We start from the raw sequence: 11,983 nt of genomic DNA on the forward strand, positions 1-11,983 counted from the left end.
CGCCCGGTTACATTCCGAACCCGGAAGCTAAGCCTTTCAGCGCCGATGGTACTGCAGGGGGGACCCTGTGGGAGAGTAGGACACCGCCGAACAATCTTTCAGCTCGGGTCCTCCGAATTTAATTCGGAGGACCCGAGCTTTTTTGCGTTGTACCGTCGGATGATGCGGTACGAGATACGGCCGGTGGCACCGGCGGAGTGGCAGCGGATCCGGGCACTGCGGTTGGCAGCGCTTCAGGACCCGGTCAGCAGCATGGCCTTCGCGCGGACCTTCGAGGAGGAGGCCGCGCTGAGCGACACGGTCTGGCAGCGACGGGCGTCCGGTGCCGGATCCCAGCAGTTCGTCGCCATCGACCGTGACGCGGTCCGCAAACCCGACGAGACCGACGGACACCAGGGCGGTGCCTGGGTCGGCATGCTCACCGTCGTCGTGGAGCGCCCCGACTACTTCTCCGTCAACGCCGTCTATCTGATCCCCGAGACCCGCGGAACCGGTCTGGCCGAGCGCCTGTTCGCCGCCGCCATCGCCTGGGCCTGGGACCGTACCGACCGCGTGTACCTGTGGGTCCACCAGGACAACGGCCGTGCCGAGTCCTTCTACCAGCGCTTCGGCTTCATCCGCACCGGCGAGACGATGAAGTATCCGCTGAACCCGTCCGAGACGGAGTACGAGATGGTGCTCTTCAGGGACCGCTAGACCGCGCCGCCGGACGACGACGAATCCGGCACCGTACCGCCGTACCGCTGCACGCCGCCGTACGCGATGCGCGCCGCCTTACGCGATGCGCGCCAAGTCGTCCGCCAGCACGGCTCCCAGGAGGGCCTCGCCGCGTGTCCAGCGCTCGACCTCGTCGACGGCGTAGGCACCGAGCCGTTGGACCTCCGTGCCCTGGCAGCCCGCGATGTGCGGGGTGAGCAGGACGTTGCGGAGGCTGTGCAGCCGGTGGCCGCGGGGGAGTGGTTCGGGGTCGGTGACGTCGAGGTAGGCGTCGAGGCGGCCCGCGGCGCATTCGCGGGTGAGCGCCGCGGTGTCGACCAGCCGGCCGCGCGCGGTGTTGATGACGGAGGCGCCGTCGCGCATCAGGGCCAGGCGGCGGGCGTCGAGCAGGTGGTGGGTCTCGGGCAGATCGGGTGCGTGCACGGTCACGATGTCGGAGGTCGCGCACAGCTCGTCGAGGTCCACGAGTTCCGCGCCGAGAGTGGTGGCCTGGGCGGCGGAGACGTACGGGTCGGCGAGCAGGACGCGGAAGTCGGAGGGGGCGGCGAGGAGCCGGGCGATCACGCCGCGGCCGATGCGGGAGGCGCCGATGACGCCGACGACGGCGCCGTCCGCGCCGCGCCGGTCGCGGTAGCCGAGGAGTTGGCCGTCGGTGTACTCGGCGGCGGTGCCGAGCGCGCGGCGGGCGGCGAGGACGACCGTGGCCATGGTGAAGTCCACGACGGGAGCGGCGTTGGCGTCGGCCGCCGACGAGACGGCGATGCCGCGCTGCCAGACCTCGGGCCCGACGTGGCCTTTGACGGTGCCGGCGGCGTGGATGACGGCGCCGAGCCGGGGCGCGAGGGCCAGGACGGCGGAGTCGACGGCGGGCGCGCCCCAGCCGGTGAGCAGTACGTCGGCGTCGGCGAGCGCGGCCCGCGCGGCGGGCGTCGTGGTGTCGGTGACGAGGGCGGGGTGGACGGCCGCGAGGGCGTCGAGCCGGGTGCGCAGGGGGGCCGGAAGTACCAGGTCGAGGATGTCCGGACGCATCGCCAGCACCAGATTCGGACGCTCCGCCATGTCTGCCCCTCACGTGTCCGCAGGTCTGCGTGGGTCTGTGCACGGTGACGTGCTCGTGTTCGTGGTCCTGCTCGTGTTCATGTTCGTCGTCGTGCGTGTGCGGCGCCGTGCGTGCGGGCCGCTGTCCGCGCACCACGGTGTAATCGGTTTCTTTCTCTGGCTATGAGATTAGGGCCGACGCCATCAGAGGTCAACGTCTTGGGCTGCGCGAGGGGTTGACCTGTCGTAGTAACCGGTTTAGGTTCCGTCCCACCTTAAGCGTCGAGGAGGACGCGATGGCGATTGCCGAACAGGACGCCACCAGCCGCGCCGATGCGGTGGGCGCGTCCGAACGACGCGTGAGACGCGCGAAACGCCTGGCCCGTAGGGGCGGGGCGAACCGTGTGAAGCCCGAGCCCGGCTCGCGCCGCAAGCGGCTGCGCCGGGATGCCGCCCTCGTCCTGCTGATGGCGCCCGGCGTGGCGTACTTCCTGCTTTTCCACTACGGCGCGATGGTCGGGAACGTCATCGCGTTCAAGGACTACGTGCCCTTCGACGGGCTCTGGGCCAGCCAGTGGGTGGGCTTCGCGAACTTCCAGCGGATGTTTGGCGACCCGGACTTCTGGGCCGCGGTCGTCAACACCCTGTGGATAGCGCTGCTCCAGCTCGTCTTCTTCTTCCCCGTGCCGATCGCGCTGGCGATGCTGCTGCACAGCCTGACCCGCGACAGCGTGCGGCGGTTCGTGCAGAGCGTGGCGTATCTGCCGCACTTCCTGTCGTGGGTCATCGTGGTGGCCCTCTTCCAGCAGGTGCTCGGCGAGACCGGGCTGCTCAACAGCGTGCTCGGCGACGCCCACCTGCACACCGTGAACATCATCGGCAACCCCGACGCGTTCAAGCCGCTGGTCGTGGCCCAGGTGATCTGGAAGGACTGCGGCTGGGGCACGATCATCTTCCTCGCCGCGCTGTCGCAGGTCGACGAGCAGCAGTACGAGGCCGCGGCGATCGACGGTGCGGGTCCGTGGCGGCGGTTCTGGCACGTCACCCTGCCGTCGCTGCGGCCGATCATCGTTCTTCTGCTGATCATGAGGCTCGGCGACATCCTGTCGGTCGGCTTCGAGCAGATGCTGCTCCAACGGCCCGCGGTCGGGCCGGAGGCGGCCGAGATCATCGACACCTTCGTCTACTACAAGGGCATCATCGGCGGCGACTTCGGCTATGCCGCCGCGGCCGGTCTCTTCAAGGGCGTCGTGGGCGCCGTACTCGTCTTCACCGCCAACAAGGTCGCGCACCGGCTGGGCGAGCAGGGGGTCTACCGATGAGCGCCGTTCAGTCCGCCGGTCGCACGCCTCGTACCGGCCCGCTCCGTTCGGTCCGCCCGCGTCGTTCGAGTCGCCCGGTCCGTCCCGTCCGTCCTTCGTGGATGGAGAAGCCGAAGCCCGTCACCCAGGCGGCCAAGGCGGTGGCCCTGGTCGCCGTCGTCCTGCTGGTCACCGTCCCGTTCCTGATCATCGTGTCGACCAGCTTCGCGTCCAACAAGGACGTGGTCGCCAACGGCGGCTGGGTGCTGTGGCCGGAACACCCCACCCTGCGCGCCTACCGGGAGATCTTCGACGGCAGCATCGTCACCCACGCCCTGTGGGTGAGCGCCGGTGTGACGATCATCGGCACGGCCCTCAGCCTCGCCTGCACGATCGGCCTGGCGTACGCGCTCAGCCGTCCCCAGGTCTTCGGCGGCAAGCCGATCCTGCTGCTGATCCTGTTCACCTTCCTCTTCCCGCCCGGCATGATCCCCGGCTTCCTGCTGGTCAAGGGCCTGAACATGCTCGACAGCTACGAGTCGTTGATCGCGCCCGTCCTGATCAATGTGTTCAACCTCGTCGTACTGCGCGGCTTCTTCCAGTCGATCCCCGAGGAGCTGTACGAGGCGGCCCGGCTGGACGGCGCGGGCGAGTGGCTGATCCTGCGCAGGATCGTCCTCCCGCTGTCCAAGGCGGCCCTCGCGGTCGTCGGGCTCTTCTACGCGGTCTCGTACTGGAACGCCTGGTTCTACGCGTCGATCTACCTCAACTCCGACCACTGGCCGCTCCAACAGGTGCTGCGCACGTATGTCATCGGGGGCGCGCAGCTCGCGGACTCCGGGGCCAGCGAGGCGGGGATGGTCTCGTCGCCCCAGACGATCCAGATGGCGGTGCTGGTGGTGGCGACCGTGCCGATCCTCGTCGTCTACCCCTTCCTCCAGAAGTACTTCACCAAGGGCGTGCTGACCGGCGCCATCAAGAGCTGAGCCGTACGCGGGCCGAGCGGCCGCGTGGCCGCGTGGCCGCGTGGCCGCGGACCGTGCCGCCGTACCCGTATCACCGCACCCGCATCGCACCCGTACCCCTGAAAGGACTGACCGTGAGCACCTCGTCGTTCTCGCGGCGTACGCTGCTGCGCTCGATCGCCGCAAGTGGCGCCGCTCTGGCCGCCCCATCCGTTCTCGCCGCCTGCTCGTCCTCCTCCTCCGGCGGCCACGATGTGAGCAACGCGGGCAAGAAGCTCGCACCCTGGCCGACGTACAAGCCGGTCAGCGGGCCCGCGCCCGATCTGCCGGGGACGGCGGACGGGGTGCAGCCGGGTTATCTGACGTATCCCAAGAACCTGGTCAGCGCGGTCGCCGACAAGCCGGGCAACGGCGAGACGATCAAGGTGATGACGATCTCGTACGGGACGCCGCCGAAGCCCGCGTCGGAGAACAAGTTCTGGGCGGCGGTCAACAAGGCGCTGGGGGTGAACATCGAGTTCACGGTCGTGCCGGACTCCGACTACGACAACAAGATGGCCACCTTGATGGCGGGCAACGACCTGCCGGACGTCATCAACCTCGGCGGCGGTCACGTACTGCCCCGCGAGGCGCAATTCGTGCAGGCCAAGTGCGCGGACCTGAGCGAGTACCTGGCGGGCGACGCGGTCAAGGACTACCCGAATCTGGCGAACATCCCCACCTACGCGTGGGAGGACATGGGCCGGATCAGCGGGCGGATCCTCGGCATCCCGGTGCAGCGGTCCGCGCCCGGCACCACGCTGTGGATCAACAACGACATCTTCAGCGCGGCCGGCATGAAGGACGGCTGGACGTCGGACGACTTCATGGCCGTCGCCAAGGAGGCGACGCACGGCAAGAAGTACGCGCTGGGCGCGGCGCAGCAGACCGGCTTCGGCTTCGCGGTGCACACGATGGCGTTCGGCGCGCCGCAGGAGTGGAAGCTCGACGGCGGGCACTTCGTCGACGCGTACGGCACGGACGAGTACAAGGCGGGCCTGGAGTTCATGCTGAAGCTGCGGCAGGCGGGAACGTACCTGCCGAACGCGCTCAGCACCTCCACCGTCGACTGCAAGACGCTCTTCTACAACGGCACGGTCGCGTCGATGGGTGACGGCTTCGGGGCACTGACCACGAGCATCCCGAGCATCAAGGACGCCTTCGTCCTGGACGGCGCGGTGCCGTACACGCCGTCGGGCGGCGGCAAGCCCGGCATGGAGCGGGCGCGCGGGATCTTCGGCTACACGGTGCTGAAGAAGGCCGCGCCCGAGCGGATCAAGCTGATCCTGCGGGTGCTCGACTACTTGGCGGCGCCGTTCGGCACCAAGGAGTACGAGCTGACGCACTTCGGCATCGAGGGCACGCACTTCACGCGGGACGCGGAGGGCTCGCCGATACCGACGGACCTCGGTCTGGTGGAGAGCACCGTCAATCTTCCGATCAAGTACCTGTCCGACGCGCCGCAGGTGCTCTACCTGCCGGGGCGGCCGGACGACGTCAAGCGTAGCCACGCCTGGCAGGTGAAGATCGCGCCGATGCTCGTACGCAATCCGCGGTTCGGCCTCCAGTCGGAGACTTTCACCCGGTCGGGAGCCACCATCGGGCAGTACCGGCTCGACACGATCGGCGCGATCGTGGCCGGGCGCAAGCCGCTGAGCGCGTGGGACGAGGCGGTGAAGAAGATGCGCGGCGACGGCCTGAACAAGATCGCCGACGAGTACGCGGCGGATTACGCGGCCAACCACTGACGCCCTGTGCCTGCCGCCCGGCCCCGCACTACTACGCTGGGCGGCAGCGCGGGGGGCGCCGGGCGCCGCGTCGAACGATGTGTCGAACGAAGCGTCGGGCGTGGGACCAGGCCCTGCGCTGAGCCAGGCGCCGGGCCGTGGGTCGGTCCTTGCGTCGCGTGTTGGCCGTCGCGGATCCGGAGCCGCGGGCCGCTGAGGAATCGGATGGCGGGGATGGCGGAGACTGCACCAGAGCCGGGGCCGGGTAACGGGCCGGGCGCGGGAAGCCCCATGGGTGCGGGGACCGCGGCGGGTGCGGGCGGCGGGAGTCGGCGTGTCACCATCCGCGATGTCGCCGTCCGGGCGGGTGTCTCGGTCGCCACCGTCTCGCGGGCGCTGGCCGGGAACTACCCGACGTCGGCCGCCGCGCGCGCCAAGGTGCTGCGGGCGGTCAAGGACCTCGACTACGTGATCGACGGCCGGGCGCGGGCGCTGGCCGGGACGGGGCCCAAGACGGTCGCGGTGATCATGATGTCGGTCGACAGCTACTTCTTCGCCGCCGTCGCCCAGGGCGTCGAGCAGGAGGCCGCCGCGCGCGGCCGGCTGTGCATGGTGTGCAGCCACGGCGGTGACGAGGCGCGCGAGCTGGCGCTGGTGCAGATGATGCGTGAGCAGCGCGCCGAGATCGTGATCCTGGTCGGCGGCGCGGTCGAGGACGAGGCGTACCGCGTGCGGCTGACCGAGTACGCGCACGGGCTCGCCGCCGCGGGCTCCCGGCTCGTGCTGTGCGGGCGCCCCGCGCCGAGCCCCGACACCCCGGTCATCGCGGTGGAGTACGACAACGAGGCCGGTGCGTACGCCGCCGTCAGCCACCTGCTGTCCGCCGGGCACCGGCGGATCCTCTACCTGGGCACGATGCCGGGGCACAGCACGGCCGAGCCGCGCGTGCGCGGTTACCAGCGTGCGCTGGCCGACCACGGGCTCGGGCCGGAGCACCAGCGGATCGCGGGTATCGGCCTCGGTCGCACCAATGGCTACAACTCCATGCGGGATCTGCTCGTGCGGTGCGACGGCAACCCCGACTTCACCGCGGTCTTCGCCGGTGACGACCTGGTCGCCGCGGGCGCGATGGCCGCCATGCGCGAGCGCGGGCTCCGCACCCCCGAGGACATCTCGGTGGTCGGCTACAACAACGACGATGTTTCCCAAGACCTCAACCCTCCCCTGACCACCGTCAACATTCCTTCCTACGAGCTCGGCCGCGCCGCCGTCCGCCTGGCCCTCGCCGAAGAGGACGCCGGCCTCCCCGGCTCCGCCCGCGGCACCGCCCAGACCCGCCATCTCCTGGGCACGCACATCGTCCTGCGGGAGTCCGTGCGACGGCTCACGGCGGAGGAGTCAGCGCTTTAGGAGCGCGGTCCTTCGCATTCGCTCCCGCGGTCGGCGGTCCCCGAGTTCTTCTCGGGTGCGGCCCTCCGCGGAGGCGTCCTCATCCCTGGCGGAGCAGTGAACCGAATCCCGCCGCCCGCAGGCGCGAAGCGAATTCCCTCTCGTCCAGCCCGAATTCTTCCGCCGTCCGGCCCAGGTGCCAGTCGTGCGCTGCCAGCCGTTCCAACAGGTGTCCGCGCCGAATCTGCGTCTCGGACAGACGAAAGGTCTTCAGATACGCGAGCCGACCGTCCGCCGCGGTGATGACCTCACCTATGTGGTTCTCCTCGCGGGGCCGAAAGGCCGGTATGAATCGCGACAGCGTGAACCCGCCCGCCCGGTACACCTTCCGCGTCGCGTACTCGGTATTCAGCAGCCCCGCCGCCATCGTCCCGTCGTGGAATTCCGCCCACGCCCGCTGTTCCGCGGCCACCGCCGCTCGCAGATCCGCCGTCGTCCGCACCCGCGTCTCGTCGATCCTCGGCACGAAGTCCGGCACGGCCGCGCTCAACAGGGCGTATTGGTAGATGAGTTCCCCGTACAGGTCCTGGACGAGCGTGGCGTGCAGCGCCCGGTAGTCCTCCGGGTGCGGTACGACGAAGGCCGCGGCGAGGGCGTCGGCCGCGTAGAGCAGCACCCCGCACTGGCCCGGGTGTATCTCGAACACCTTCAGCGCGTCACCGAGCCCGCGCACGGTCACGCCGACGTACGCCTCCTCCACCCGAGGCGACAGGCCCTGCCGCAGCGCCCGCTGCGACCACTCCTCCCACGCGATGGTCGGGCCGCCGAAGTGCAGCGCCAGATAACCGTCGAGCGCGAGGTGCAGCGGCAGGAACCGCAGTCGGTGCTTGGCCTCTCGGCGTGCCATCCGGCGGTGGATGCGCAGCGGCATCGCGGTCACGGGCTCGGCGTCCCGGTCGCCGCGCAACTGTGTCCCGTACGCCGCCGCGGCGCCCGCATGACCGCTGTCCGCGCCCCAGTCGGCGACGAAGCCGTGCGGGATGTACGACGTGTAGGTGGTGCGCGGCGCGACCGTCACCACACCGATGCCGTCCCCGTACAGCTCGGCGTGCAGCCGCAGGCCCGGCAGCGGTTCGGCGCGGACCAGCGGGACGAGGCGGATGCCGCCCCAGACCTGCGAGGGGCGCGTGGTGAGTCCGGCCAGGTCGAGGCGGAGGGTGCCGGTGGCGGTCATCGGGCCTCCTCGGGTGCGGTCATGAACGCGGTGATACGGCTGTCCAGGTGGGCGCGCAGCTCGGGCAGGCCGGTGCGGCCGGTGGCGAACCGCGCCAGGCCGACCAGCGACGGCAGATCCTCGGCGTCGCGGATGCCAGCGGTGGGTACGGTCGGGGCCAGGCGGCGCACGTCGAAGTCGTCCGCGTCGTACACGGGGTTGAGGTGTACGACGGTGACCCGCCCGTCCGGGTCGAGCCGGGTCCGCCATACGCGCAGCACCTCGGCGGCCAGCCCCGGCGGTGCGTTGTCCCAGCCGTCGGAGATGATCAGCAGCCGGTCCGGGCCGGTCTCCAGTGCGTCCAGAATCCGCTCGCCGAGCGGGGTCGCCCCGTGCGGGAACGCCAGCAGCGAATCGCTCCGTCCCGATGTCCACAGGGGTGTGTACGAGTCGGCGAGTGCCTCCAGAAGGTGGTGGGCTGCGAGCGCCACCGCGAGCGGGCGGCGCCGCTTCTGGCCGGAGCCGTAGGAGGAGAAGCTGTCGTCCAGGACTGCCGCGACCCGGCCCCAGCCGCGCTCGCCGCGCGCGGCCCGGCGCGCGGCGGCCCGCAGTGCCGCTGTCAACTCCGCCCGTCGACCGGCTCGTTCGTCCAGGGACAGCCCGAGGACGTACGAGGCAAGCCGGGTCAGCGGCATCCGCGTCAGGTCGGTCCGGACGGCGGTCGCGCCGTGGCGGCGCGCCGAGTCCTGGAAACGGAGCCGCTCGAGCCGGGTCATCCGGGGCGCGATCCGCTCCAGGAAAGCCGCGCGCGCGATGCCGTGCCGGGCCGCGAAGCCCTCCGCGACGGTGAACGGCAGCTCGTAGACCGCCGCCTGCTCGTAGTGCGCGCGGCGCCAGGTCTCCAGCAGCGGCGTCCCGTAGCGCGTGCGGCGGCGCGGGGCGAACAGGAAGTCACCCAACTCGGCTTCTCGTGCGGGCAGGTGGGCGTGCCGCAGCGCCGTCTTCACCCCGGTCCGGTACTTGACGGCGTCGAACGCCGGGTCGGGGCGGGTGGCCAGCCAGTCCCGCATGATGGCGCGGGTGCGGCGGTTGTTGACCTTGGCCCGGCGCAGCGCGGCGAAGAGGGCGTAGACCCGCTGCGGGGGCAGTGCGGTCAGCCGTCGGGCAATCAACCGGCCCTCGGTGCGGCGCTGTTCGGGGGTCGCTTCGGTGGCGCTCTCCAGCAGTCGGCGGATGATCAGGGCGGCGTTGTGGTCGTTGATGTCGAGGGCGAGCGCGGCGGCGTACAGATCGCGGTAGTTGCCCAGCATGTACGCGTGCAGGAAGTCGAGCGAGAGGTGCTGGGTGTCGGCGTCGGAGTGGAATTCGCGTTGGGCGGTGGATGTGGTCGCGGCATTGGCGAACAGGAGGACGTCCTCGGCGGCGATCAGTCCTTCTGGCTGCATGACGTGACTCCTGTTCTCGCGTAGGTGTGTTGGGGCGTCGAGTGCTGGTGTGTTCGAGGTGTTCGGCGTCGACCGGGGAATGAGGGCGCGAGCTGCGAATCATTGCTTCAGAGGCAGGTTCCGGAAGTCGCGACGGAGTCCCGCGGTCGACTCTCGAACGGTAACAGGGTCGGCGGATTCGCTCGCGGAGTTTTCCACAGGGCGACTTTCGGCGAATGAGTTATCCACAGACTGGAAATCAGTTGCCCCACGAGGACGGTGTGGAGCGGATACTGATGATCAGTGACAAGCGGACATTGACAACTCAACAGGGAGCAGAGGAAGCAGGGGCGCGAACCGGCCGGGCGGGCGCCGCGCCCGCGTTCCCGCCGGGGGCCTCTCTCCCGTGCGTTCTCGCCCGCGTGTGCGCACATGCGGGCGGGCGCGTGGGCGCGGGCGTGCGGCCGGGCGCCCGCGCGCGGAATCAGCGGATGCGGACCGCGTCCGGGATCGACGGCGGGAGCGTGTCGGCCGTCTCATCGCCCAGGGCCAGGCGCATGTCGGCGTGCTGCCACAGCGGCGCGTGCCAGCGCGCGAGCGCCTGTTCGGGGGAGCGCAGGACGGCGAGGGTGGGCAGACCGGAGTGGTGACCGGTGCTCAGCAGGTCCGACAGGCCCGGGAGCGGGGCCAGCGCGGCGACGTCGTCCAGGATGAAGGTCAGTGGTGGGTCGAGCCGACCGGCGGATGACGTTGCGGCCATGCGCCGGCCGTGCTCGACCACGCTGGAGACGAGTGCGGTGAGCAGGGGCATCGCACCCAAGTGGGTCCGCGGATCCTCGATGCGCTCACCCACTACGTAAAGTGTGCCCCTTTCCGCGACGAATGACTCCACGTCGAGGCCACCTGAGCGCGGTGGATTGCAGGCGTCGCGGATGTGTACCGCGTTCAGCGGTTCGAGGGTCTGGCGGATCAACGCCTGCGCCGCGTCCCGGCGTTCGGGGTGGGCGTGCAGCACCGATTCCAGTTCGCCGCTCCAGCCGGAGGCGGCCTCGGTGTCGGTACGCAGGATCCGCACCGCCTCACCGGCCGCTGAACCGCTCGCCGCCCAGCGTTGCACCTGGCGGAATGGCCCGCCGTCCAGGGCCGCCGCGTGCAGCCAGCAGCGCAGCAGCGTCACGGCGGTGTCGTGGACGATGGCCTCGTTGGCGCGTGCGGGCCGCAGTGGCGCCAGCAGTGCGCCCGCGCGTATCCCGGCGGTCTCCGGTCGCTCGCAGCCGCCGTGCGGCGCCCACCGCAGCCGCCCGGGCACATCGAGGAGGTGCGCCGGATCGTAGACGTGGACGGGACCGAGCTTGCTGCGGTTGCCGACGGTCTGCTGATAGGTGTCCGGGTCCGCAGTGGTGACCACGGCGGGTCCCGCGGCGGCCAGGACGGCGGGCTGCACGATGCGCTTGGACTTGTCGCCGCGCGGGCTGGCGAACAGGGCATAGGTGCGGGTGACTTCACCGCCGGGCAGTGGGTCGGCGACGGGGTGCGGGATCGGGGCCGCGGCCGCGGTGCCGGTGGCTCCGGCGGCGGTGTGCCCGGTCGCTTCGGTGGCCGTGGCGGGGATCGGCTCGAAGGCCGTGGTCGGCGCGTCCTCGCGCGGGCCTGCCGCGCCCGGCACGGAGCGGAACCAGGCGTCCAGGCCGTCGTCGCCCGCGGCCTTGGACCCGACCGGCTGGCCGCGGCGGCGGCGCGGCGAGGGCAGCGGGGCGCGCTCCACCGGCGCGGGCGCCGCCTCAGGGGCCGGGGCGGGCGGGGCCTGGCGGGGTGCCCTGAGGCGGGCGCGGGTACGGGCCACCGCGTTCAGCACGAAGACGGTCAGGACGAACAGCACCATGAACTGGCTGATGAAGATGCCCCAGAACAGCCCGGAGCCGGGCAGTTGGCCGGGAGGCGAGTCGGGCCAGGCCGCGGCGACGTCGTGCGGTTCCGCGATCAGGTGCCGCATGGCCTGGGGGGTGCGGGTGAAGTGCACCTCGGCGGGCCAGCCGCCGTGCGAGAGGACCCCCGCGATGCCGGTGGCCGTCCACACCAGCAGCGTCACGCCCAGCAGGAAGCCGAGGACGCCGACGATCAGGCCGTCCGGCAGGCCCCCAGAGGACTCGCGTTTCCTCCCGGCCATGTC

9 protein-coding genes and 1 rRNA gene are annotated in these 11,983 nt (G+C 70.9%); 6 read left to right on the forward strand and 4 right to left on the reverse strand.

What is annotated here, in order from left to right:
- Together rrf and ACIQCJ_RS32590 are read left to right on the forward strand one after the other, a co-directional pair.
- A 5S ribosomal RNA gene (gene rrf / locus ACIQCJ_RS32585) occupies positions 1-92 on the forward strand; the annotation flags it as partial.
- 70 nt (positions 93-162) lie between these two features.
- On the forward strand, positions 163-696 hold the full coding sequence (locus ACIQCJ_RS32590; RefSeq protein ID WP_391164008.1) for a GNAT family N-acetyltransferase: 534 nt from the start codon (positions 163-165) through the stop codon (positions 694-696).
- Between the two features lie 78 nt (positions 697-774).
- On the opposite strand, the gene ACIQCJ_RS32595 is transcribed toward ACIQCJ_RS32590, so the two are convergent.
- Entirely contained in the window at positions 775-1,776 is a 1,002-nt protein-coding gene (locus ACIQCJ_RS32595; RefSeq protein WP_402713426.1) for a hydroxyacid dehydrogenase, read from the reverse strand.
- 446 nt (positions 1,777-2,222) lie between these two features.
- Between ACIQCJ_RS32595 and ACIQCJ_RS32600 the strand changes: the two genes are divergently transcribed.
- From ACIQCJ_RS32600 to ACIQCJ_RS32615, 4 genes are all read left to right on the forward strand, one after another.
- The gene (locus ACIQCJ_RS32600; RefSeq protein ID WP_188285565.1) at positions 2,223-3,077 is read left to right on the forward strand and encodes a sugar ABC transporter permease; all 855 of its coding nucleotides are present in this window, start codon (positions 2,223-2,225) and stop codon (positions 3,075-3,077) included.
- 101 nt (positions 3,078-3,178) lie between these two features.
- Positions 3,179-4,042: a carbohydrate ABC transporter permease gene (locus tag ACIQCJ_RS32605; protein WP_188285559.1), complete on the forward strand. Its 864-nt coding sequence runs from the start codon at positions 3,179-3,181 to the stop codon at positions 4,040-4,042.
- Between the two features lie 113 nt (positions 4,043-4,155).
- A complete protein-coding gene (locus ACIQCJ_RS32610; protein ID WP_355341804.1) occupies positions 4,156-5,808 on the forward strand; it encodes an extracellular solute-binding protein in 1,653 nt (550 codons plus the stop codon).
- A 270-nt stretch (positions 5,809-6,078) separates the two neighbouring features.
- Positions 6,079-7,197 (forward strand): substrate-binding domain-containing protein, encoded by a 1,119-nt coding sequence (locus tag ACIQCJ_RS32615; protein WP_391164012.1) that lies wholly within the window; start codon positions 6,079-6,081, stop codon positions 7,195-7,197.
- Between the two features lie 79 nt (positions 7,198-7,276).
- Here ACIQCJ_RS32615 and ACIQCJ_RS32620 read toward each other — a convergent pair whose 3' ends face one another.
- From ACIQCJ_RS32620 to ACIQCJ_RS32630, 3 genes are all read right to left on the reverse strand, one after another.
- Positions 7,277-8,410, reverse strand: coding sequence for an ARPP-2 domain-containing protein (locus ACIQCJ_RS32620; RefSeq protein ID WP_402713429.1), 1,134 nt, complete (start codon positions 8,408-8,410; stop codon positions 7,277-7,279).
- Positions 8,407-9,834 (reverse strand): hypothetical protein, encoded by a 1,428-nt coding sequence (locus ACIQCJ_RS32625; protein ID WP_402713431.1) that lies wholly within the window; start codon positions 9,832-9,834, stop codon positions 8,407-8,409. Before ACIQCJ_RS32625 ends, ACIQCJ_RS32620 begins: the two co-directional genes overlap by 4 nt.
- A gap of 463 nt (positions 9,835-10,297) precedes the next feature.
- Positions 10,298-11,980, reverse strand: coding sequence for a type VI secretion protein (locus ACIQCJ_RS32630; RefSeq protein WP_402713433.1), 1,683 nt, complete (start codon positions 11,978-11,980; stop codon positions 10,298-10,300).
- Positions 11,981-11,983 lie beyond the last annotated feature (3 nt).

Origin of the sequence: Streptomyces sp. NPDC093221 (assembly GCF_044753885.1) — a bacterium.
In the GTDB taxonomy this organism is placed as follows: domain Bacteria; phylum Actinomycetota; class Actinomycetes; order Streptomycetales; family Streptomycetaceae; genus Actinacidiphila.

What these genes read in the sequence shown, in the direction of transcription:
- ACIQCJ_RS32590 (WP_391164008.1), top strand. Translation starts at nt 163, where the DNA reads ATGCGGTACGAGATACGGCCGGTGGCACCGGCGGAGTGGCAGCGGATC.
- ACIQCJ_RS32595 (WP_402713426.1), bottom strand. Translation starts at nt 1,776, where the DNA reads ATGGCGGAGCGTCCGAATCTGGTGCTGGCGATGCGTCCGGACATCCTC.
- ACIQCJ_RS32600 (WP_188285565.1), top strand. Translation starts at nt 2,223, where the DNA reads ATGGCGCCCGGCGTGGCGTACTTCCTGCTTTTCCACTACGGCGCGATG.
- ACIQCJ_RS32605 (WP_188285559.1), top strand. Translation starts at nt 3,179, where the DNA reads ATGGAGAAGCCGAAGCCCGTCACCCAGGCGGCCAAGGCGGTGGCCCTG.
- ACIQCJ_RS32615 (WP_391164012.1), top strand. Translation starts at nt 6,079, where the DNA reads ATGGGTGCGGGGACCGCGGCGGGTGCGGGCGGCGGGAGTCGGCGTGTC.
- ACIQCJ_RS32620 (WP_402713429.1), bottom strand. Translation starts at nt 8,410, where the DNA reads ATGACCGCCACCGGCACCCTCCGCCTCGACCTGGCCGGACTCACCACG.
- ACIQCJ_RS32625 (WP_402713431.1), bottom strand. Translation starts at nt 9,834, where the DNA reads ATGCAGCCAGAAGGACTGATCGCCGCCGAGGACGTCCTCCTGTTCGCC.
- ACIQCJ_RS32630 (WP_402713433.1), bottom strand. Translation starts at nt 11,980, where the DNA reads ATGGCCGGGAGGAAACGCGAGTCCTCTGGGGGCCTGCCGGACGGCCTG.